The organism is Maribacter sp. R77961 (assembly GCF_044594925.1).
Lineage (GTDB): Bacteria > Bacteroidota > Bacteroidia > Flavobacteriales > Flavobacteriaceae > Maribacter.
In genome coordinates, this window is record NZ_CP138991.1 from 1,666,008 (window position 1) to 1,689,343 (window position 23,336).

Annotated in this window: 18 protein-coding genes, 2 tRNA genes and 3 rRNA genes; 11 read left to right on the forward strand and 12 right to left on the reverse strand. The window is 39.6% G+C overall.

Going from position 1 to position 23,336, the window contains the following annotated elements; all coding sequences use genetic code 11:
• Positions 1–113: 113 nt before the first annotated feature.
• Genes rlmD through SJY09_RS07190 form a run of 3 tightly spaced genes read left to right on the forward strand, consistent with a single transcriptional unit; the run spans position 114 to position 2,776 of the window.
• Complete coding sequence (rlmD, locus tag SJY09_RS07180; RefSeq protein ID WP_396638279.1) at positions 114–1,526, forward strand: 23S rRNA (uracil(1939)-C(5))-methyltransferase RlmD; 1,413 nt, start codon at positions 114–116, stop codon at positions 1,524–1,526.
• A 1-nt stretch (position 1,527) separates the two neighbouring features.
• Positions 1,528–2,034 carry a DUF6452 family protein gene (locus SJY09_RS07185; RefSeq protein ID WP_396638280.1) on the forward strand — a complete coding sequence of 169 codons (507 nt, stop codon included), beginning with the start codon at positions 1,528–1,530 and terminating at the stop codon, positions 2,032–2,034.
• On the forward strand, positions 2,015–2,776 hold the full coding sequence (locus SJY09_RS07190) for a DUF6048 family protein (protein ID WP_396638281.1): 762 nt from the start codon (positions 2,015–2,017) through the stop codon (positions 2,774–2,776). The genes SJY09_RS07185 and SJY09_RS07190 overlap by 20 nt, the downstream gene beginning before the upstream one ends.
• 232 nt (positions 2,777–3,008) lie before the next feature.
• Here SJY09_RS07190 and SJY09_RS07195 read toward each other — a convergent pair whose 3' ends face one another.
• Positions 3,009–4,193 carry a class I SAM-dependent RNA methyltransferase gene (locus tag SJY09_RS07195; protein WP_396638282.1) on the reverse strand — a complete coding sequence of 395 codons (1,185 nt, stop codon included), beginning with the start codon at positions 4,191–4,193 and terminating at the stop codon, positions 3,009–3,011.
• Positions 4,194–4,283: 90 nt separating this feature from the next.
• Here SJY09_RS07195 and SJY09_RS07200 point away from each other — a divergent pair, with 90 nt between their 5' ends.
• The 3 genes from SJY09_RS07200 to SJY09_RS07210 are packed head-to-tail and all read left to right on the forward strand — an operon-like array spanning position 4,284 to position 6,340.
• Entirely contained in the window at positions 4,284–4,955 is a 672-nt protein-coding gene (locus tag SJY09_RS07200) for a ZIP family metal transporter (protein WP_396638283.1), read from the forward strand.
• Entirely contained in the window at positions 4,956–5,378 is a 423-nt protein-coding gene (locus SJY09_RS07205) for a DUF4268 domain-containing protein (RefSeq protein WP_396638284.1), read from the forward strand.
• Positions 5,379–5,416: 38 nt separating this feature from the next.
• Positions 5,417–6,340 carry a ThuA domain-containing protein gene (locus SJY09_RS07210; RefSeq protein WP_396638285.1) on the forward strand — a complete coding sequence of 308 codons (924 nt, stop codon included), beginning with the start codon at positions 5,417–5,419 and terminating at the stop codon, positions 6,338–6,340.
• Between the two features lie 23 nt (positions 6,341–6,363).
• Here SJY09_RS07210 and SJY09_RS07215 read toward each other — a convergent pair whose 3' ends face one another.
• From SJY09_RS07215 to SJY09_RS07245, 7 genes are all read right to left on the reverse strand, one after another.
• Positions 6,364–6,996: a hemolysin III family protein gene (locus SJY09_RS07215; RefSeq protein WP_396638286.1), complete on the reverse strand. Its 633-nt coding sequence runs from the start codon at positions 6,994–6,996 to the stop codon at positions 6,364–6,366.
• A gap of 47 nt (positions 6,997–7,043) precedes the next feature.
• Positions 7,044–8,381: an amidohydrolase family protein gene (locus SJY09_RS07220; RefSeq protein WP_396638287.1), complete on the reverse strand. Its 1,338-nt coding sequence runs from the start codon at positions 8,379–8,381 to the stop codon at positions 7,044–7,046.
• Positions 8,382–8,480: 99 nt separating this feature from the next.
• Positions 8,481–8,592 (reverse strand): 5S ribosomal RNA (gene rrf, locus SJY09_RS07225).
• 223 nt (positions 8,593–8,815) lie between these two features.
• A 23S ribosomal RNA gene (locus tag SJY09_RS07230) occupies positions 8,816–11,640 on the reverse strand.
• 233 nt (positions 11,641–11,873) lie between these two features.
• A tRNA-Ala gene (locus SJY09_RS07235) sits at positions 11,874–11,950 on the reverse strand.
• A 189-nt stretch (positions 11,951–12,139) separates the two neighbouring features.
• A tRNA-Ile gene (locus SJY09_RS07240) sits at positions 12,140–12,213 on the reverse strand.
• A 171-nt stretch (positions 12,214–12,384) separates the two neighbouring features.
• Positions 12,385–13,913 (reverse strand): 16S ribosomal RNA (locus tag SJY09_RS07245).
• Together the 16S, 23S and 5S rRNA genes with 2 tRNA genes alongside form the textbook arrangement of a ribosomal RNA operon.
• Before the next feature lie 601 nt (positions 13,914–14,514).
• Between SJY09_RS07245 and thrS the strand changes: the two genes are divergently transcribed.
• The 4 genes from thrS to rplT all read left to right on the forward strand — a co-directional run bounded on the left by thrS (position 14,515) and on the right by rplT (position 17,779).
• Positions 14,515–16,455 (forward strand): threonine--tRNA ligase, encoded by a 1,941-nt coding sequence (thrS, locus tag SJY09_RS07250; RefSeq protein ID WP_396638288.1) that lies wholly within the window; start codon positions 14,515–14,517, stop codon positions 16,453–16,455.
• Between the two features lie 31 nt (positions 16,456–16,486).
• Positions 16,487–17,044 (forward strand): translation initiation factor IF-3, encoded by a 558-nt coding sequence (gene infC / locus SJY09_RS07255; RefSeq protein ID WP_099573941.1) that lies wholly within the window; start codon positions 16,487–16,489, stop codon positions 17,042–17,044.
• Between the two features lie 101 nt (positions 17,045–17,145).
• Positions 17,146–17,343 carry a 50S ribosomal protein L35 gene (rpmI, locus tag SJY09_RS07260; RefSeq protein WP_047245905.1) on the forward strand — a complete coding sequence of 66 codons (198 nt, stop codon included), beginning with the start codon at positions 17,146–17,148 and terminating at the stop codon, positions 17,341–17,343.
• A gap of 91 nt (positions 17,344–17,434) precedes the next feature.
• On the forward strand, positions 17,435–17,779 hold the full coding sequence (gene rplT / locus SJY09_RS07265) for a 50S ribosomal protein L20 (protein ID WP_396638289.1): 345 nt from the start codon (positions 17,435–17,437) through the stop codon (positions 17,777–17,779).
• A 93-nt stretch (positions 17,780–17,872) separates the two neighbouring features.
• Here rplT and SJY09_RS07270 read toward each other — a convergent pair whose 3' ends face one another.
• Positions 17,873–18,295: a secondary thiamine-phosphate synthase enzyme YjbQ gene (locus tag SJY09_RS07270; RefSeq protein ID WP_396638290.1), complete on the reverse strand. Its 423-nt coding sequence runs from the start codon at positions 18,293–18,295 to the stop codon at positions 17,873–17,875.
• Between the two features lie 93 nt (positions 18,296–18,388).
• On the opposite strand from SJY09_RS07270, the gene SJY09_RS07275 reads away from it, so the two are divergent.
• Complete coding sequence (locus tag SJY09_RS07275) at positions 18,389–19,192, forward strand: HAD family hydrolase (protein ID WP_396638291.1); 804 nt, start codon at positions 18,389–18,391, stop codon at positions 19,190–19,192.
• On the opposite strand, the gene SJY09_RS07280 is transcribed toward SJY09_RS07275, so the two are convergent.
• The 3 genes from SJY09_RS07280 to SJY09_RS07290 all read right to left on the reverse strand — a co-directional run bounded on the left by SJY09_RS07280 (position 19,189) and on the right by SJY09_RS07290 (position 23,314).
• Positions 19,189–20,451 carry an asparagine synthetase B gene (locus SJY09_RS07280; protein WP_396638292.1) on the reverse strand — a complete coding sequence of 421 codons (1,263 nt, stop codon included), beginning with the start codon at positions 20,449–20,451 and terminating at the stop codon, positions 19,189–19,191. The genes SJY09_RS07275 and SJY09_RS07280 overlap by 4 nt on opposite strands.
• A gap of 188 nt (positions 20,452–20,639) precedes the next feature.
• On the reverse strand, positions 20,640–22,193 hold the full coding sequence (gene dnaB / locus SJY09_RS07285; RefSeq protein ID WP_396638293.1) for a replicative DNA helicase: 1,554 nt from the start codon (positions 22,191–22,193) through the stop codon (positions 20,640–20,642).
• Between the two features lie 167 nt (positions 22,194–22,360).
• The gene (locus SJY09_RS07290; protein ID WP_396638294.1) at positions 22,361–23,314 is read right to left on the reverse strand and encodes an acetyl-CoA carboxylase carboxyltransferase subunit alpha; all 954 of its coding nucleotides are present in this window, start codon (positions 23,312–23,314) and stop codon (positions 22,361–22,363) included.
• Between the last annotated feature and the right edge of the window lie 22 nt (positions 23,315–23,336).

Genomic DNA, 23,336 nt, shown 5'->3' on the forward strand with positions numbered 1-23,336 from the left:
AAATTACAAATTAAAGCCTATTAATTAAAGTAAGTCGGTCAACTGTTTAAAAAGGTTGTTAATACTATGCATAACTGCATTACCAATCCAAAGAAACCTTTTATTTTTGTTCAATGCGGAAAAAGAAAAGACGTCAGGTTTTTGAACATGTAGAAGTACTCGATGCGGGTGCCAAAGGAAAAACGATAGGTAAAGCTCCGGACGGGCGTGTAATTTTCTTGACCAATGCGGTTCCTGGTGATATTGTTGATGTGCAAACAACCAAAAAACGAAAAGCATATTTCGAAGGTACAGCTACTACATTTCATACTAAATCAGCCAAAAGGGTACAACCAGTATGTAAACATTTTGGTGTCTGCGGTGGGTGCAAATGGCAAAATATGGGCTATGAGCACCAACTTTTCTACAAGCAAAAAGAGGTAGAGAACAACTTAAAAAGAATAGGTCACCTAGAACTCCCAGAAATTACTCCAATTAAAGGGTCCAAAAAAAAATACTTCTATCGCAACAAAATGGAATTTTCTTTTTCCGACAGCAGGTGGCTAACTCTTGAGGAGCTGCAGTCCGATACTATTTTTGAAGATAAAAATGCCCTTGGTTTCCATATTCCTGGCATGTGGGACAAAATTCTAGACATTGAAAAATGTCATTTACAAGAAGATCCATCAAATGCCATTAGATTAGAAACAAAGGATTTTGCCCAAAAGAACGGATTAACGTTTTTTAATCCCAGAAATCAACATGGCATGTTGCGTACATTGATGATACGTACTTCCTCTACCGGAGAGATAATGGTATTAATTCAGTTTTATGAAGATGACCAGGTTAAAAGAAAGCTACTTTTAGACCATCTTGCACAAACCTTTCCAGAGATAACCGCATTGCTTTATGTAATAAATCAAAAGCAAAACGATACCATCTACGACCAAGATATTATTTGTTATAGTGGAAGGGATCATATTTTTGAAGAAATGGAAGGTTTGCAGTTTAAAATTAATGCAAAATCTTTCTACCAGACTAACTCTGAACAGGCTTACGAACTCTATAAGATTACCCGGGATTTTGCAGATTTAAAGGGTGATGAGCTGGTTTATGACCTATACACAGGAACAGGAACCATAGCCCAGTTTATTTCTAAAAAAGCAAAAAAAGTAGTCGGGATAGAATCCGTTCCTGAGGCCATTTTGGATGCAAAGGAAAATGCTAAACGAAATAACATTACTAATGTAGATTTCTTTGTGGGTGACATGAAAAATGTTTTTAATGAAGCATTCATATCAGAAAATGGCACTCCAGACCTAGTTATTACAGACCCGCCACGCGATGGTATGCACAAAGACGTAGTACAACAAATACTAGCGATTTCTCCGAATAGAATAGTTTATGTAAGTTGTAATTCTGCCACCCAAGCTAGGGATTTAGCGCTGATGAAAGAGGTTTATGACGTAATCGAAGTGCAACCTGTAGATATGTTTCCACAGACCCATCACGTAGAAAATGTTGTACTTTTAGAAAAGAAAAAATAGCATGAATAATATTCGAAGAGGGCTTCTAGTGCTACTTTGCTTCATAGCTGTAGCTTCCTGCCAAAAGGACGATATATGCGTTGAAGGAGACACGCCTTTAATGGTAGTTGAATTTTTTAATATTACCAATCCTGATGCGCTAAAGAATGTTACAGCTTTAAGAGTTGTGGGAGAAGGACAAACACTAACGGTCAATACCGTTGCTGACAGGTCTAACTTAAATACGATAACCATTCCGTTAAAAACTGCTGAGGATATTACTAGTTTCCTGCTCATATCAAACTCTGCCTCTGATGACAATGGCGCCGAAACGGGAAATGTTGATACGGTTAATTTTTCTTATTCCAGATTGGAAGATTTTAAATCCCGGGCGTGTGGTTTTGTTATCAATTACGATAATTTAAGCGCAGAACTACAAACAGATACGGATAATTGGATACAAGATATAGAAATTACACAGACACGGATTATTAACGCAGACTCTACTCATGTCAAAATTTTTCATTAATATTTTTCTGTTTTTGAATCTTGTACTGGTTTTTGGCCAAAGCAAACCTATTGACACCATGCCAAAGGATACTGTAGAATACAAACAGTCCTACGGGCTTAGGGCTGGCATTGATTTAAGCAGGTTAATTTTAACAAGTTTAGATGATAATTACTCCGGTTTTGAAATAGTAGCGGATTATAGGATTACGCAAAACCTATATGTGGCGGCCGAGCTAGGTAATGAAGAAAGAACAAGACAGGAAGATCTCTATAACTTTACGACATCCGGTAGCTACATAAAAGTCGGGGTAGACAATAATACCTATGCAAACTGGTACGGCGAGCAAAATTCTCTATTTATGGGAGCTAGACTTGCTTTTAGCACCTTTAACAATACCTTGAACAATTATCAACTATTTGATTCTAACCGTTATTGGAATCCCGAAGGTTTTGCCCCCGGTTCAGATGTACCAGAGGAGTTTAACGGACGAAACGCAGCTTGGATAGAAGCACTTTTCGGCACCAAAATAGAATTGTTTTCCAATATTTTTTTAGGAGCAAGCATTCGCTTAGGTTTTCTTTTCACGGATGCTCAAGATGGGAGATTTCCCATTTTATGGGTACCCGGTTTCAATAAGGTTACCTGGGATAGTAAATTTGGTGTAGGCTATAATTATTCCCTATCCTATTTTCTGCCCCTGTACAAAAAGAAAAACAAGACGAAGAAAAAGATTGAGGAACTAGAAAAACAAGAAGAATAAACTACATTTCCTTAATGCCCTTTAGAAATATCCACTTCATGACTAAACGTGGACCGGCTGTATTTACTATTGCGAATTTTGGTGCTAACACGGTCGCAATAATAGCCGAGAGTAATGCAAGTAACAATCTATTGAGTTCAAAAAAACAGGAAAGACCAAACCTAGTAATAAGAAATAGGACAGCAAATCCGATGAAATTAAATAAGAGTGCCTTGTTTTTTAAAGTCATACGTTAATCCTGTTTGTTGTATTTCGCTTTTTTACTACCCTCGTACATGACATACTGTACCAATCGTGATTCTAAATGGCTATTGAACACTTTTATCTTTCTTGAAGGACGTAAACCCACAAACTTCAAAGCCTGCAAATTAGAGGTAATAAACCAAGCGTTAGTACCGGGATATCCTTGTTTTAAAGTATCTCCAATATCCGAGTAAAAAGCTTCAACATCAAAATCCGAATCTAAATCAGAACGGTCTAACCGCTCCCCATAAGGTGGATTAAAACACATATGTAATTGACCCTCGTTTTCCTTATCTGTCTTAAAAAAATTAGCCCTTTTGAGTGTAATATAATCTTCCAAATTAGCACTTTCAATATTTTCCTGTGCTTTTCTTATAGCCGATGGTGCTTTATCATAACCTGTGATTTTATGATGAAATTCCCTAGTCTTCTTTAAACTAGAATTTATAATCTTTTCAAAAAGTTCTTCGTCAAAATCGGGCCACTTTTCAAAAGCGAAACCTTTTCTATTGATGTTAGCCGGAATGTTACAGGCGATCATAGCGGCTTCCGTAAGCATTGTTCCACTACCGCACATGGGATCTAAAAAATCGCACTGGCCATCCCATCCACTTAGTAGTAATAAACCCGAAGCTAACACTTCATTAATAGGAGCAATATTAGTAGAGATACGATAACCTCTGTGATGTAAAGAACTACCTGAACTATCTAAAGAAACATTACAGGTATTATTATGAATATGCATGTTTATACGCAGATCAGGATGTTTTACATCAACATCTGGTCTTTTCCCTTCGGTATCCCTAAATTTATCTACAATAGCATCTTTAGTTTTCTGGGACACATATAAAGAGTGTGTAAAAGCTTCCGAATTCACGGTAGAATCTATAGCGAAAGTATCATCGATAGAAAGGTGTTCCGACCAATCCATTTGGTAGATTTTCCGATATAAATCCTTCTCATTATTCACTTGAAAGGATTTTATAGGTTTAATTATTTTAATGGCCGTACGCAGACAAAGATTGGCTTTGTACATAAAACCTGTATCACCATCAAAAGCAACATTTCGCACCCCCTCTTTCACGTTCCCCGCTCCAAGATTACGTAGTTCTTTTGCTAGTATTTCTTCAAACCCGAAAAGGGTCTTGGCCACCATTCTAAAATTATTACCCATCAGCTATTTTTAACCTACCACAAAAATACGTTAATTTTGATGCCGAAAAGGAGAAAGATTAATTCCTTTCCTTACCACTTACTACCTTAAATGATATATCTATTACCAGTACTTGGAGTTATTCTTAGTTTTATTTTAGTCTTAATCCTAAAGCCTAAGAATAAAGAGCATTTTAAGCTGTTGCTTGCGTTTAGCGGTACATTTCTACTAGCACTTACCATTTTCGAGCTACTCCCAGAAGTTTATGAAGGTTCAGATACAAAAACCATTGGGGTATATATAATGCTAGGTATCTTATTGCAGATTTTCTTAGAATTCTTTTCTAAGGGTGCAGAGCATGGCCATGTTCATTTGTCAAGTAAGAGTGAAGTATTCCCGTGGCTCTTGTTCATAAGTCTTTCGCTGCATTCGCTTTTAGAAGGAGTTCCTGTATTGACCAATGAAACTATAATATATGGTATTTTAATTCATAAAATACCTATAGCTCTTATACTTAGTGTATTCCTGTTGGGCTCTAAACTTAAGACCTTTTATGCTGGTTTATTCATAGTAGTTTTTGCCTTTATGACTCCCTTGGGAACATTTTTAGCAGATAACATAGCATTGATAAAAGACTATAGCGTTTATTTAAATGCTATGGTCATCGGCATATTTTTTCATATCTCTACGGTAATATTATTTGAAAGCTCTGAAGGACATAAATTTAACCTTAGAAAATTGATGGTTATTATCCTGGGGATAATCATTGCATATTTTTTATGAATGTTTAGTAAAGAAGAGTCCAGAAAATTAAGGGAAGCGTTTTGGATAGCTTTTGGAAAATCCTATCCTAGAAAATGGATTCTATATAAAACAGGGAAGAAAGGTCTTGTTTTTAAATTTCATTTCGATTTAAAACAAGCTATGGTCTCCCTTGATGTAGTTGGTGATTTGGAACAAAGAATTGAAACATGGGAAAAGCTGAGTTCATTAAAAAACTTACTATTGGCCGACTATCTCCCCAATGCTGTCTTCAAAGACTATTATCATTTAGAGAACCAAAAAGAAATCTCTCGCATCTATGTTGAAAAACATGATGTTTCCATTCATAATAAGAACACATGGCAGGAAACCATGGTCTTTCTACACGGCACTATGCTATGTTTTGAAGACTTCTTTCTTACATATGAGGATATTATAAGGTAATTCTGATATTTAGTATCTTTAGAGATAGACCTAAGCAAATGAATAAATATCTGCTAGTTATCATAACAATAGTTATCGGTAATTACCTCAATAGTCAAAATCTAGAACCTTTTGAAATTTCAGACGAATGGTTAACACATATTCAGGAAATAGCCCCGTCAAAACCAACTACCATAGTTAAAAAGAAAAGAAACATTCTCGTTTTCTCACTGCACACTGGGTTTAAGCACTGGACCATACCTCACACGGAGGCTGTAATTATGAAATTAGCTAACAAATCAGGTGCCTTTAACGTCGTTTCTTCAAAATACATAAACGAATTTACCAAGGAGCAACTTAATGAATATGACGCCATAATTTTAAATAATAACTGCTCTATTCGTCCAAGAAGAAATATTTTCTTAGATATTCTTGATATGAACAAAAACTTAACTCCAGAGGAAAAAAATAAAAAGGCGGGACAATTAGAAAATAATTTATTGGAGTATGTTAATAATGGTGGCGGTCTCATGGTTTTACATGGTGTTGTAACGATGTTGAACAAATCTAGAGATTTCAGCAAGTTAGTTGGTGGTAGCTTTGATTATCATCCTAAACAACAAATGATAAAAGTTGAATTAGTGAACCCGGAACATCCAATGGTCAGCGCATTTAAGGGTGAAGGTTTTGAACACGTAGATGAACCGTATATTTTTAATAATGCCTACAGAGATTTTAACTTTAGACCCTTACTATCCATGAGTCTCAATAAAATTAAGGGTATTAAGGAGGATAGCAAGGATGACATAAGCTACATTTCTTGGATTAAGAAATATGGTAAGGGGCGTGTTTTTTACTGTGCTCCGTCCCATAACCCACAAAGCTATTCTAATCCACAATTTTTAGAATTTCTATTAGATGGCATGCAATATGTGTCCGGGGACTTAAAGTGTGATGATAGTCCTATAAATAAACCTAAATAATACTCAACCTAAATGTAGTCGCTTTATATGACATCTAAAAATATAAAAAGCCAGTGACTTAAAGCACCGGCAAGGACAAATAAGTGCCATATGAAATGATTGTAAGGTATCTTTTCTATAGCGTAAAAAAAAATTCCAGCAGTATAGAATCCACCTCCCATAAATAATAGATTCCTGCCAAATTTTTGGGTATGATCCAAAAGGTTTTGAAAGTCCAAAACAATCAACCAACCCATAACTAAATATAGAAGTAATGAAACAAACTCATATTTTCCTGTAAAGAATAATTTAAGTAGGGCGCCAATAGCCGCAATGAACCAAACGTAAATAAAAATATCCCAACCATTTCCGTTAATCAAGGTAATCAAAGCAACAGGAGTATAAGTGCCTGCTATTAAAAGATATATGCAGATATGATCTAGAATTCTTAGTTTGTTCCTAAAACGAGCAAAAGAAACATGATGATAAAGAGAGGAAGCAATGAACATGAGTATAAAAGTGAAACTATACACTATAATACTAAAAGTTGCATAGTCGGTTTTGTGAGAATTCCTAATTAGTAAAAAATAAAAGCCAAAAACGCCAAACAAAGCGCCTACCAGATGTGAAACTGTATTAAGCCTTTCTTCTTTTTGATCCGCAGTTTTATTTGTCATTTAAATTGATGCGATTATTATCATTACTCAGCAAACATGAGCTTGCATTACTTATACTGTTTGCCATGTTTAATAACTATATCCACATCTTGCAATAGACTAATATATCTTAAAACATCGCCTTTAACAGCAATAATATCCGCATATTTTCCTGGGGTCACTGTTCCCACTTCGTCTGAAACACCCATCCATAAAGAAGGCCAATAAGTAGCCGCTCTTATGGCGTACATAGGGTCAATACCAAACTCATTCACCCAAACATCCAACTCATTCCAAGTAGATTGGCTATGAAATTTCATAGGAATACCACTATCCGTTCCTATCATAAGTACGACCCCGGCATCAAGTAATTGTTGAATTTTAGTTTTGAGTGTAGGTTTCCTAACCGGTGTTAATTGAAAATATGGAAGTCGGTCTGGATGCTTTATACTGTTTTTTATGTCGGTCACTACAGAATCTGGTAGACCCCTATGCCATGAATCATTATCCAATACTTCAGGATTATCCCTAGTATATTCATAATTATATAAACCTTCTACGGTTGGACACCAATATAAAGGGCCAGAACTCATGTCGGCAGTTCTTTCTCTAATCATACCCATAATATCATCAGGATATCTGGGTGCAGAGGACAAGCCAGTGTGTTCAAAGCAATCAGCACCGACCATAAGTCCTCTACGTATTTCGTCAGGCCTATGACCATGTGCCACAACCTTTAACTCATTCTTATGCGCCTCATCAACAATCGCGGATAATTCCTCCATAGACATTTTATCTTGATCAATAAGTTTGACTACATCTACACCTGCACTTACTAATTTTTTAATCTTCTTACGAGCATCTTCGGGACCATTAACTCCCCATCTAAAATCTTCAGTTCCAGGATAAGGCTTCTTTTGAATAAAAGGACCTGACACGTATAATGTAGCGCCTGGAATATCACCATTGTTTATAGCATCTCTAACAGCTATACTTTCTTCTAGAGGTGCTCCTAAATCCCGAGCACTAGTAACACCAGCCATTAATAATTGTTCAGCCGATGAAGGCATTATTACATCTTTTAATAAAGGTGGATATGTTTTATCCCAATAGGCATAGTCAGCGTGTCCATTAATCATGGTATGTACATGCATGTCCCATAATCCTGGGAGCACAGTCATACCCTCTGTAGATATTATTTCTGCATGATCTGGAATCTCAAGGGTAGTAATTGTCCCTACGGCTTTGATCTTCTCTCCTTCAACAAGTATAACACTATTATCTATTGGCTCGGCCCCATAACCATCAATAAGGGTACCTCCTACCAAGGCCTTAATTTTTTTGGTTTGAGAAAAAGCAGTTATTGAAATTAATAACAGTACTAAAAAAGGTATTTTATTAGTCATATCAGGTTATCTATATTATAAATATAATACTAAACCTACTTTCATTTAATTTTCCTGTATAAAAAAACCCCCTTCACGTATTGTGAAGGGGGTTTCGAAGTAAGGCGGCTACCTACTCTCCCACTTGGTATAGCAGTACCATCGGCGCAAACGGTCTTAACTTCCCTGTTCGGAATGGTAAGGGGTGTGCCCCGTCGCCATGGCCACCTAAATTTTGGCCCTCTGGCCCCCAAAGGGGGAACCTGAGGTTCTAATTTTTTAAATGCTTCTACTATGACTTTAACTTAGCGAATGCTGAGCGAAGTCGAAGCATGACATAATAAAGGAACAGGTACCCAAAAAGAAAGTAACGTTGTATCGTTACAATAAAGAAATACAATTTTATAAGTAATTAAAAAAGGAGTTGCACCCCCGCCCTAAAGCGGAGGATGCGTGTGCGCAAGCTTGACGGGCAATTAGTACTACTCGGCTACGGACGTTACCGCCCTTCCACCTATAGCCTATCGACGTGGTCATCTCCCACGGCCCTTTAAAGAAATCTCATCTTGTGGCCGGTTTCGCGCTTATATGCTTTCAGCGCTTATCCGATCCCGACATAGCTACCCAGCAATGCTCCTGGCGGAACAACTGGTGCACCAGCGGTCGGTCCGACCCGGTCCTCTCGTACTAGGGTCAGATCCACTCAAATTTCTAACGCCCGCAGTAGATAGAGACCGAACTGTCTCACGACGTTCTGAACCCAGCTCGCGTGCCACTTTAATGGGCGAACAGCCCAACCCTTGGGACCTTCTCCAGCCCCAGGATGTGACGAGCCGACATCGAGGTGCCAAACCCCCCCGTCGATATGAGCTCTTGGGGGAGATCAGCCTGTTATCCCCGGCGTACCTTTTATCCTTTGAGCGATGGCCCTTCCATGCGGAACCACCGGATCACTATGCTCTTGTTTCCAACCTGGTCGACCTGTATGTCTCTCAGTCAAGCGCCCTTGTGCCATTGCACTCTACACACGATTGCCAACCGTATTGAGGGCACCTTTAGAAGCCTCCGTTACTCTTTTGGAGGCGACCACCCCAGTCAAACTACCCACCACGCACTGTTCTCTCATAAGAGAGTTAGGCTCCAGACAAGCAAAGGCTGGTATTTCAACAATGACTCCACCACACCTGGCGATGCAGCTTCAAAGTCTCCCAGCTATCCTACACATTGCTTGACCGAAGTCAATACGAAGCTATAGTAAAGGTGCACGGGGTCTTTTCGTCCCACTGCGGGTAACCGGCATCTTCACCGATACTACAATTTCACCGAGCTCATGGCCGAGACAGTGTCCAGATCGTTGCACCATTCGTGCAGGTCGGAACTTACCCGACAAGGAATTTCGCTACCTTAGGACCGTTATAGTTACGGCCGCCGTTTACTGGGGCTTCAATTCAATGCGTCGCCGAAGCTAACATCTCCTCTTAACCTTCCAGCACCGGGCAGGTGTCAGGCCCTATACTTCATCTCTCGATTTTGCAGAGCCCTGTGTTTTTGATAAACAGTCGCCTGGACCTCTTCACTGCGGCCCCCCATAAGGGGGCGACCCTTCTCCCGAAGTTACGGGTCTATTTTGCCTAGTTCCTTAGCCATGAATCTCTCGAGCGCCTTAGAATACTCATCCCAACCACCTGTGTCGGTTTACGGTACGGGCTGCTTCACTCGCTTTTCTTGGAAGTCGATCCGCTGGATTATCACCTTGACCGTAGTCTCGGTGTACTATCGGGGCGTTACCGCTCCCTTCAACGTACAATTCCGTCTGTACGCACCAACTTCTCGCCTCCGTCACTTTTAGCGTGAGCAGGTACAGAAATATTAATCTGTTGTCCATCCACTACCCCTTTCGGGTTCGCGTTAGGTCCCGACTGACCCCCAGCTGATTAGCATAGCTGGGGAAACCTTGGTCTTTCGGCGTGCGGGTTTCTCGCCCGCATTATCGTTACTTATGCCTACATTTTCGTTTGTAGCTCCTCCAGCATCCCTCGCAGGTACACCTTCAACGGCACTACAATGCTCCCCTACCCCTCTATAAATAGAAGTCACGGCTTCGGTGATATACTTATGCCCGATCATTATCCATGCGGAACCGCTCGACCAGTGAGCTGTTACGCACTCTTTAAATGAATGGCTGCTTCCAAGCCAACATCCTGGCTGTCAATGCAGTTCCACCGCGTTATATCAACTTAGTATATACTTTGGGACCTTAGCCGGTGATCTGGGTTCTTTCCCTCTCGGACATGGACCTTAGCACCCATGCCCTCACTGCGCAGAAACATTTCATAGCATTCGGAGTTTGTCAGGAATTGGTAGGCGGTGAAGCCCCCGCATCCAATCAGTAGCTCTACCTCTATGAAACTATCTACACGCTGCACCTAAATGCATTTCGGGGAGTACGAGCTATTTCCGAGCTTGATTGGCCTTTCACCCCTACCCACAGGTCATCCCAAGACTTTTCAACGTCAACGGGTTCGGTCCTCCACTATGTGTTACCACAGCTTCAACCTGCCCATGGGTAGATCGCACGGTTTCGCGTCTACTACTACTGACTATGGCGCCCTATTAAGACTCGCTTTCGCTACGGCTCCGGACCTGAAGTCCTTAACCTCGCCAGTAAAAGTAACTCGTAGGCTCATTATGCAAAAGGCACGCCGTCACCCCGAAGGGCTCCGACCGCTTGTAAGCGTATGGTTTCAGGATCTATTTCACTCCGTTATTCACGGTTCTTTTCACCTTTCCCTCACGGTACTGGTTCACTATCGGTCTCTCAGGAGTATTTAGTCTTGGCGGATGGTCCCGCCGGATTCATACAGGGTTTCACGTGCCCCGCACTACTCAGGATACCACTATCTAAAAGTTCCTTACCTATACCGGGCTATCACCGTCTATGGCCAAGATTTCCAACTTGTTCTAGTTCATTACTTCTCGAATGTCGTGGTCCTACAACCCCGTTATTGCCGAAACAACAACGGTTTGGACTAATCCGATTTCGCTCGCCGCTACTATCGGAATCACTTTTGTTTTCTCCTCCTCCGGGTACTTAGATGTTTCAGTTCCCCGGGTTTGCCTCCTTGCGGATACTATATCTTCAATATAGTGGGTTGCCCCATTCGGATATCTACGGATCATATCGTGTGTGCCGATCCCCGTAGCTTTTCGCAGCTTATCACGTCCTTCTTCGCCTCTGAGAGCCTAGGCATTCCCCATACGCCCTTTTCCAGCTTGTCGCCAAACCTTCTTATTTGCTTACTTATTATTATTCGTACTCTTTACTTTCATCATATGCCGTAAGGCATACAACTAAGATTCGTGTTTCTTTCTTTTTAGGTATATACAGCACTAATGCTATATATCCTGTTCCAATATGTCAATGAACGTTGTCGTGAGCCACGATTGGCAATTAAATCCAATCGAACTCAAACTCAATACATGAAGATAACTACATTATCTCCAGGCATTGCCTGGTGGAGAATATCGGAGTCGAACCGATGACCTCCTGCGTGCAAGGCAGGCGCTCTAGCCAGCTGAGCTAATCCCCCAGTTAGTTGATCGTTGTTCGTTGTTCGTTGCTAGTAAAACCATCAACTATCAACCAAGAACCAACAACTAGTTTGTCTCAACTTCTAAAATTTCCTTCAATATTTCAATCAATGAACGTGTCGACAATCCTTTTTTTTTACTATCAACTAGCAACCAAAAACCATCGACCGCAAGCTTAGCTTGCATCGTAGTCCCAGGCAGACTCGAACTGCCGACCTCTACATTATCAGTGTAGCGCTCTAACCAGCTGAGCTATGGGACTGTCCCTACACTACAACTCCCTAAAAGGAACATGTAACGTATTTACTATATATCATAATTGTGGAGCTTCTTGTGAACATTACTATCGATACTTGAACTATAAATCGAAAAAACGGGACCGGAAACTTGTCTCGAAAATGTCAGGGACCGTCCTTAAAAGGACAATCTCTAGAAAGGAGGTGTTCCAGCCGCACCTTCCGGTACGGCTACCTTGTTACGACTTAGCCCTAGTTACCGATCTTGCCCTAGGCCGCTCCTTACGGTGACGGACTTCAGGCACTCCCGGCTTCCATGGCTTGACGGGCGGTGTGTACAAGGCCCGGGAACGTATTCACCGGATCATGGCTGATATCCGATTACTAGCGATTCCAGCTTCACGGGGTCGAGTTGCAGACCCCGATCCGAACTGTGACAGGTTTTATAGATTCGCTCCGCCTTGCGACGTGGCTGCTCTCTGTACCTGCCATTGTAGCACGTGTGTGGCCCAGGACGTAAGGGCCGTGATGATTTGACGTCATCCCCACCTTCCTCACGGTTTGCACCGGCAGTCCCGTTAGAGTCCCCATCATGACATGCTGGCAACTAACGGTAGGGGTTGCGCTCGTTATAGGACTTAACCTGACACCTCACGGCACGAGCTGACGACAACCATGCAGCACCTTGCAAATTGCCCGAAGGAAAAGGTATCTCTACCCCTGTCAATATGCATTTAAGCCCTGGTAAGGTTCCTCGCGTATCATCGAATTAAACCACATGCTCCACCGCTTGTGCGGGCCCCCGTCAATTCCTTTGAGTTTCATTCTTGCGAACGTACTCCCCAGGTGGGATACTTATCACTTTCGCTTGGCCGCCCAGGTCTCAAGGACCCGGACAGCTAGTATCCATCGTTTACGGCGTGGACTACCAGGGTATCTAATCCTGTTCGCTCCCCACGCTTTCGTCCATCAGCGTCAGTATATGGTTAGTCAGCTGCCTTCGCAATCGGTGTTCTATGTAATATCTATGCATTTCACCGCTACACTACATATTCCGCCAACTTCACCATAACTCAAGACGACCAGTATCAAAGGCAATTCTACAGTTGAGCTGCAGACTTTCACCACTGACTTAATCGCCCGCCTACGGACCCTTTAAACCCAATAATTCCGGATAACGCTCGGACCCTCCGTATTACCGCGGCTGCTGGCACGGAGTTAGCCGGTCCTTATTCTTACGGTACCGTCAGTGGGCTACACGTAGCCCTTTTTCTTCCCGTATAAAAGCAGTTTACTACCCATAGGGCATTCTTCCTGCACGCGGCATGGCTGGATCAGAGTCTCCTCCATTGTCCAATATTCCTCACTGCTGCCTCCCGTAGGAGTCTGGTCCGTGTCTCAGTACCAGTGTGGGGGATCCCCCTCTCAGGGCCCCTACCCATCGTAGCCATGGTAAGCCGTTACCTTACCATCAAGCTAATGGGACGCATGGCCATCTTTTACCGGCCGAAGCCTTTAACCTATTAACAATGCCGAAAATAGGTGCTATGGGGCATTAATCTTCGTTTCCAAAGGCTATTCCCCTGTAAAAGGCAGGTTCCATACGCGGTGCGCACCCGTGCGCCGGTCGTCAGCGGAGTGCAAGCACTCCCTGTTACCCCTCGACTTGCATGTGTTAGGCCTGCCGCTAGCGTTCATCCTGAGCCAGGATCAAACTCTTCATCGTTGTTCTGTATATATTCGTCCCAACAAATCCAATGTCCGTCCCCGGCCCCGATTCTCTCGATCTAATTCTTCTATCCGAAACTTTCGTCCTAAATATTATATGATTCTTTTGTTCTACCTAAAAACTGATTCCTAAAAAAACACAAAGGCTTCCCTATTATCAGCTCTTATTCTCTCCACAATATTTCAATGAACTCCTTAAAAATAAATCGCTCTTCGCTCTTCATTTATCACCTCAAGTATCTCTCAAAGCGGGTGCAAATATAAGAGGGTTTTTTGAATTAAAAATAAAATTCACATCTTTTTTAGTCTTTTTTTTTCTCTTTTTTTTAATGACTTAAATCTTAGGTCATTAGAGATATGAAAAAATCTAAAAAGGCCTTGAATTTAATAAAATACTTACATCCCCACAAATGGCGATCCATGAAATTTGAACGTGCTTTTAGTAAAAACCTTCATCTTATACCCCTGTAAGATATTAAGACTCTTTTCAAACAGTAAGCTATACCCTAGTGATGTTCAAAAAAACATCGTAATAATATATTGTACGCCTTAGTACTTCGCATTATCTTTGCCCACTATATAATATATTAAAGAGGACCATGATTAAAATAACGCTGCCAGATGGTTCCGTTAGGGAATTTGAAAAAGGCATCACTCCCATGGGGGTTGCCAAAAGTATTAGCGAAGGATTTGCTAGAAATGTCATTTCAGCAAAATTTAACACGCAAACCATTGAATCATCAACTCCTTTACATACCAATGGCTCCTTAGTATTATTCACATGGAAAGATAAGGAAGGTAAAACAGCCTTCTGGCATTCTACATCGCACATTGTTGCCCAGGCAATAGAAGAACTATATCCTGGAGTAAAGCTGACAATTGGTCCCGCTATTGATAACGGGTTTTATTATGATGTAGACTTACCTGACGGAACCATATCCGAAAAGGACTTTCCTACCATAGAGAAAAAAGCACTGGAAATTGCCCGTGGTAAACATGATTTTAAAATGAAATCAGTTACCAAGGAAGATGCGCTTAAATTCTACAAGAAAGAAGGAAACGAATATAAAGTAGAGCTCATAGAGAACTTAGAGGATGGTACTATTACTTTTTGCGACCATGACACCTTTACCGATTTATGCCGAGGCGGCCACATTCCTAATACAGGGATTGTAAAAGCAATTAAAATTCTCAGTGTTGCCGGTGCCTACTGGAGAGGTGATGAAAACAAACCTCAACTTACACGTATTTATGGTATTTCATTTCCAAAACAAAAAGAATTAACAGCATACCTTGCACTTGTAGAAGAGGCCAAGAAGAGAGATCATAGAAAACTAGGGAAGGAGCTAGAGCTTTTTACATTTTCACAGAAAGTGGGTCAAGGACTTCCACTGTGGCTTCCTAAAGGTGCTGCTCTAAGAGAGCGCTTGGAACAATTCTTAAAAAAAGCGCAGAAAAAAGCGGGTTATGAAATGGTGGTAACGCCCCATATTGGTCAAAAGGAACTCTACGTTACTTCCGGTCATTACGCAAAATATGGAGAAGACAGCTTTCAGCCTATAAAAACCCCTAAAATGGATGAGGAGTTTTTATTAAAGCCGATGAATTGTCCGCATCATTGTGAGGTTTATAATTTTAAACCACACTCCTACAAAGATCTGCCGAAACGTTTTGCAGAATTTGGCACAGTGTATAGGTATGAGCAAAGTGGAGAATTACATGGCTTAACAAGAGTAAGAGGGTTTACACAAGATGATGCGCATATTTTCTGTACATCCGACCAGTTAGCAGATGAATTTAAAAATGTAATTGACTTAACATTATATGTACTAGGTTCGTTAGGTTTTGATAATTTCACTGCTCAAGTTTCTGTAAGAGATTTAAATAATCCGGATAAATATATAGGCGAATCAGAAAATTGGGACAAGGCAGAAAGTGCCATAATCAATGCAGCAAAAGAAAAAGGCTTAGATTATATAATAGAAAGTGGTGAAGCAGCTTTTTATGGTCCTAAGCTAGATTTTATGATAAAAGATGCTCTTGGACGCTCTTGGCAACTTGGCACAATACAGGTAGATTACAACTTACCAGAACGTTTTGACCTTAGTTATAAAGGTAGTGACAATGAACTACACCGACCTATAATGATACACCGTGCACCCTTCGGAAGCATGGAGCGTTTTATAGCGCTATTACTAGAACACACAGGTGGTAATTTTCCACTTTGGCTTATTCCCGAACAAGCCATTGTATTGCCGGTGAGCGAGAAACATGAAAAATATGCGGAAAAAGTTTTAAAATCCCTAGAAAATAGCGAAATTCGCGCCCTCATTGATAATAGGAACGAGACTGTAGGCAAAAAAATAAGGGAGGCAGAGTTAAATAAAATTCCTTTTATGCTCATAGTTGGAGAAAACGATGAAAAAGCAAATACCATTTCTGTAAGAAGACATGGAGGAGACGATTTAGGAGCCATTACCACTGAACAGTTTACAGACTTGGTAACTAAAGAAATAAATAGTACTTTAAAGTCGTTTTAATAAAATTAAGTTTAACTAAAAATACGAAGTCATAGCAATACGTAAAAGATTTAGACCTCAACCAAGAAGGGAAAATAAAAATCCCCATAATATCAATGAAAAAATACTTGCTCCTGAAGTAAGGTTGGTTGGTGATAATGTAGAGGTTGGTGTATATCCTATTAGGAAAGCACTAGACATCTCAAAAGAACTTGAATTAGACTTGGTTGAAATTTCGCCTAAAGCGAAACCACCGGTTTGTAAAATAATAGATTATAAAAAGTTCTTATACGAACAAAAGAAAAGGGATAAGGCCATGAAGGCTAAAGCCTCTAAAGTTGTCGTTAAAGAAATTCGTTTTGGTCCTAATACGGATGATCACGATTATGAATTTAAAAAGAAGCATGCTGAAAAGTTCCTTAAAGACGGAGCAAAATTAAAAGCATATGTATTTTTTAAAGGAAGATCCATTGTTTACAAGGATCAGGGAGAAATATTATTATTACGCTTGGCATCAGAATTAGAAGAATTAGGGAAGGTAGAACAGATGCCAAAATTAGAAGGTAAGCGAATGACCATGTTCATTGCTCCAAAAACAAAAGGAAAATAATAGTTTACCCGTATACAGGGTATACTTCTAATAACATACTGAAAATAAGCCTTAATACGCTTGTTCAGCATAAGTGAGATTCATACATAAAATAGGAGAAAATGCCTAAACAAAAAACAAAATCTAGTGCTAAAAAGCGATTTAAGCTTACTGGTACTGGTAAAATCAAAAGAAAGCACGCTTTTAAAAGTCACATTCTTACAAAGAAGTCTAAGAAGCGTAAGCTAGCGTTAACACATGATACACTGGTACACCAGCATGATGTTAACAGTATCAAAGAACAATTAAGATTAAAATAATTGTCCTTTAACAGGTAAAATTATTAACCATGGAGTTAGGCTTAAAATAAAGTGTCAGTTTTGACCGCCTACTACAAAAAAATTAAATGAAATGCCAAGATCAGTAAATGCAGTAGCTTCCAGAGCCAGAAGAAAAAAGGTAATGAAGCAAGCCAAAGGTTACTTTGGAAGACGTAAAAACGTTTGGACAGTAGCTAAAAACGCGGTTGAAAAAGCAATGTTATATGCTTACAGAGACCGTAGAAACAAAAAAAGAACGTTCCGTTCCTTATGGATTACCCGTATCAACGCAGGTGCCAGATTACACGGAATGTCTTACTCACAATTTATGGGTAAAGTAAAAGCTAACAACATAGAACTTAATAGAAAAGTTTTAGCGGATTTAGCCATGAACCACCCAGAAGCTTTTAAAGCGGTTGTAGATCAAGTAAAGTAAAGAAATTAATTATCTCACTTAAAAAAATCCGATTCTTCTGAATCGGATTTTTTGCTTTATACTATCCTAGATTTCGGTATAAATAATAATAAATCAATTTCCATAAGCAGTGACTACTAACCTCCTACCCGAAGCATTATTTCGATGTTCACATAAATAGATACCTTGCCAAACACCTAAATTGAGTCTACCATTCGTAATTGGTATTTGTACAGAAACTCCCATTAAAGCAGCTTTAATATGTGCTGGCATATCATCAGAACCTTCATACGTATGAATGTAATATGGAGCATCTTCCGGAACCATTTTGTTCATATGACTTTCAAAATCAACTCGTACGGTGGGGTCAGCATTTTCGTTAATCGTTAAGCTTGCAGAAGTATGTTTTATAAATACCTGAAGCATTCCTATGTCTATTTTTTCAATATCAGGAATCTCGTTTAAAACGGTATCCGTTATGATATGAAAACCCCTCTTAAAAGGCTTAAGTTTAAACTCTTTCTGAAACCAATACATGTTCTTCTATTATTAAATAAAGGTAAAACTTTAAAACAAACGCTTTAATATTGTAGGTATTGAAATACCTTTAACCTTAAACTATACTATCTAATGAATTTATCCCGCGTAAAAATGGTTGTTTCTGATATGGACGGAACCCTATTGAATTCCCAACATGAAATGAGCAGTCGTTTTTTTGAACTTTTTAAAGCTTTAAAGAAGCGCAATGTACTTTTCGTAGCAGCCAGTGGAAGACAATATAATAGTATTCTTGATAAATTACATTCTGTTAAAGAAGACATTATAGTGGTTGCAGAAAACGGAGGTTTTGTTATGCGTAAAGAAGAAGAACTACTGAGTACGCTACTACCAAAAATAAAACAACAAAAAACCTTAAATGTAATTTCAGAAGTTTCTAATATACATCCTGTTTTATGTGGTAAAAGAAGTGCATACCTTACAGGGAAATCTAAAGAATTTAAGGAGCTTCTAAGACAATACTATTCCGCTTTTACAATTGTAGATGATTTGAATATGGTGGAGGAAGAAATAATTAAAATAGCAATATATCATTTTGAAAGTTCGGAAGACTACGTTTACCCTCACGTTAAGCATTTAGAAAGTGATTTAAAAGTAAAGGTTTCGGGTCCTAATTGGGTAGATATCTCCAGTCCGGATGCGAATAAGGGGTATGCCATAAAAAAATTACAGGAAATATATGGGATATCACCTGCAGAGACTATGGTTTTTGGTGATTATAATAATGATTTGGAGATGTTAGCACGTGCAGATTTCAGTTTTGCTATGGAAAACGCTCATGAAAATGTAAAAAAAGCTGCAAAGTACCAGACAACCAGTAATGATACTTTAGGGGTTGAGAAAATTTTGGAACAACTGTTGGCACAAAAGCTTTAGGTTTTTTGCTTTTTCTTTTTTGCCGCTGGAAACAGCACATTGTTTAAGATAAGTCTATATCCGGGGGAAGTGGGATGCAATTCTAACTCGGTTTTTGGGTCTCCTACCCTATGCTGATAATCCTCTGGGTCATGCCCTCCGTAAAAGGTAAAAAAACCTTTCCCCTTTATTCCATGAATATATCTTGCCTCCTCATTCAATTTATTTTCTCCCAGCACCAAAACTGTAGGTTTCAATTGGGTTCTATTAAAAGCTGTGGTCTGCCCCATAAAACCTTTTACTAAGGCAGTATGATTTTGACAAAGCATGGTCGGAACTGGGTCCCACTTGGCGGAGAAATCCATCAAAGAGAAATAATCGGATTCTTTAGGTACATTACCCCTCTTAGCGGTCATATCAATGGAAGAAAATTCATATTTCAGCGGACTTCGTTCCAATATAAAATCCTTAAAAGCAAAGGTCTTATTAAAATCTATACTAGCCTGATAATTAGGGTCAGATGCATCACCATCGAACATTGGTTCACAGATATCAACACCATCCGCCGCTAAGGCAATGTCAAAACTATCCGTAGCCGAGCACATAGCAAACATAAATCCGCCCCCTATAACATAGTTCCTGATTTTTAATGCAACTGCCCGTTTTTCTTCCGAAACCTTCTCATAACCAAGCTTACGCGCTAATTTTTCAGACTCTTTCTTACTATCGATGTACCAAGGTGTAGCCCTGTAAGCACCGTAGAACTTACCATATTGCCCCGTAAAATCTTCATGGTGTAAATGCAGCCAATCGTACAGGGCCAACTTATCATTTAACACCTCTTCATCATAAACGGTAACATATGGAATCTCGGCATAGGTAAGAGCCATGGTTACCGCATCATCCCATGGCTGATTACCCTTGGGCGAATAAACAGCTATTTTTGGTGCTTTCTCCAAAATTACTGCATCTTGGTTTTGAGAAGGACTACTTATTTCATCTAAAATGCGATTAGTTTCACTATCCGAAATCACCTCAAAAGACACACCCCGTATTTGGCACTCCTTACGAATATTATCGCCATCTGGCAATAAAAAGGACCCCCCACGGTAGTTTAAGAGCCATTGTACTTTTTGTTGTTTCGATAGAATCCAATAGGTAATACCATAGGCCTTTAAGTGGTTCTTTTGTGTATCGGCATCCATGGGAATGAGTATGGCGGAAGCCGAAGCATGAAATGAAAAAAGTAGTAAAAAGATAGATAGCAACAGTTTATGCATAGAAAGAAATTAGATTCTGGAGTGCCTAACTCCTGGACATTAAATTCTTTCATAAAGTTAGTAGAAATTAACTTGCCAAAGGTTAAATAATATTTAAAACAATGGGTAGGCAGTGCTGGGACAACCAGTAATTTTGATACTAGTTTTTCCAAAAAGAGTGTTATACTGGTTTGAAATTATTCCTTGATTTAAAACGGAACATCGTTATCGTCCGCCCCACCTATGCCATTATCATTTATGGAACTTCCAAAAGCGTCATCCGCACTTGGTAAATTTTTAGTTATAAACGGATTTTCCTCGTTCGCATTCATTTTGGACTGAAACTCAAATGGGGAGTCAAAATCATCCAAATTATCGAACTTACCTTGATTTCCGATAAACTTCAATCTAATATTTTCCAAACCACCGTTTCTATGCTTCGCAACAATGAACTCTGCCTGGCCTTGTGTTGGCGTGCGTTCTTCATCATCCCACTCCTCTATTTTGTAATACTCAGGTCTATAAATAAAAGATACAATATCTGCATCTTGCTCAATAGCTCCAGACTCCCTTAAATCTGACAGAATAGGCCTTTTGCTACCACCTCTTGTTTCTACGGCACGAGACAACTGTGATAGGGCTATCACGGGGACATTAAGCTCTTTTGCCAGTGCTTTTAAGTTTCTAGAAATAGTAGAGATTTCCTGTTCCCTGTTCCCTCCTTTTTGGCTACCCCCCGCTGTCATTAGCTGCAAATAATCTATCATTATAATTTTGATACCGTGTTGGGAAGCTAATCTTCTTGCCTTGGCCCTGAGGTCAAAAATAGACAAAGAAGGGGTATCATCTATAAACAATGGAGCAGACTCTAGAGATTTTACCTTGACGTTCAGCTGCTCCCATTCGTGTTTCTCTAATTTACCAGTTCTTAATTTTTCGGAAGATAATCCCGTCTCCGACGAAATTAATCTTGTAATTAACTGAACTGAGGACATCTCTAACGAGAAAAACGCAACAGGCATATTGGAATTTACCGCCATGTTCCTGGCCATGGATAACGTAAGAGCCGTTTTACCCATACCTGGACGGGCAGCTACAATAATCAAATCACTTGGTTGCCAACCAGAAGTTAATTTATCTACTTTATCAAATCCGGAAGGAATACCACTCATCCCTTCTTTACCTGCTATTTCTTCAATTCTCTTCTTGGCCTGTATCACTAAGTTTTGAGCAGTTTCGGCAGAACGTTTTAAATTTCCTTGGGTAACATCGTATAACTTAGATTCCGCATTATCCAACAAATCAAAAACATCTGTAGCCTCATCGTAGGCATCTTCAATAATTTCATTCGAAATTTTAATTAAACTCCGTTGGATAAATTTTTGAAGAATAATACGTGCGTGGAACTCTATATGTGCGGAAGAAGCTACTTTTTGAGTTAATTTTATCAAATAAAAATCACCTCCTGAAGCTTCCAGTTTTCCTGCTTTCTTTAATTGAGAAGAAACGGTTAATAAATCTACAGGTTGGGATTCTTCAAACAAAACAAAAATGGCTTCGTAAATAAATCGATGTGCATCTTTATAAAAAACATCCGGATGTAAGATATCTATTACCTCATCTACCCCTTTTTTGTCTATCATCATAGCGCCTAACACAACCTCCTCTAAATCAACTGCTTGAGGTGGTATTTTACCTCTTTCGAGGTTAATGATAGTAGATTTGTCAATCTTACGACCGACTAAAGGTTTTGTGTTCTCCATAGGGACGAAAATATGCAATTAACCTTTAGTTAACGTGAATTTAATCGTTTAGGATGTTCACAGGTAACTAACAATTGTGCTGTTAATAAGTTACGATTTATGTTGATAACAAAAAAAATCTGGAGATATAAATCTCCAGATTTTTCTCAGGTTGCTAAAATGGCATTCTAGCCATTAAAAACTCCCATTTCGGCATATTTATCCATTCTTTTATTTACTAATTCTTTTGGTGATAACTTTTGTAATTCGGAATAATGACTGACTATCTTATTCTTCAAAATCTCAAAAGTTTTTTCGCGATTTGCGTGAGCACCTCCTGCAGGCTCTCTAACGATTTCATCAATTAATTTGAGTTTTTTCATGTCCGTAGCAGTAAGCTTCAGTGCTTCTGCAGCAATTTCCTTATACTCCCAGCTTCTCCACAGAATAGAGGAACAAGATTCTGGTGAGATTACGGAATACCATGTATTCTCCAACATTAGTACTTTATCACCCACACCAATGCCCAAAGCACCACCAGACGCTCCCTCACCAATAATAGCAACGATAATAGGAACTTTTAAACGGGTCATTTCCAGAATATTTCTTGCTATGGCCTCTCCTTGTCCGCGTTCCTCTGCCTCAATTCCAGGATAAGCACCAGGTGTATCTACCAAACATACTACAGGAATACCGAATTTCTCGGCGGACTTCATTAAGCGCAATGCTTTACGATACCCTTCCGGGTTTGCCATTCCAAAGTTTCGATATTGTCTTGTTTTGGTATTAAAGCCTTTTTGCTGACCAACGAACATAAAAGTCTGGTCACCAATTTTTCCAAGTCCACCGATCATAGCTTTATCATCCTTTACGGTACGATCACCATGTAATTCTAAAAATGTATCTCCACAAATAGCCTTAATGTAATCTAAAGTATAGGGTCTATCTGGATGTCTTGAAAGCTGCACACGTTGCCAAGCCGTAAGGTTCTTGTAGATTTCCTTTCGGGTATCAGCTAACTTCTTTTCAATCTGTTTGCAGGTTTCCGTGACGTCTACATCACTTTCCTCTCCAATAATCATACACTTGTCTAATTGCTCCTCCAATTCTTTAATTGGAAGTTCAAAATCCAAATACTCCATAGTTCAATAAAGGTTTCGTTAG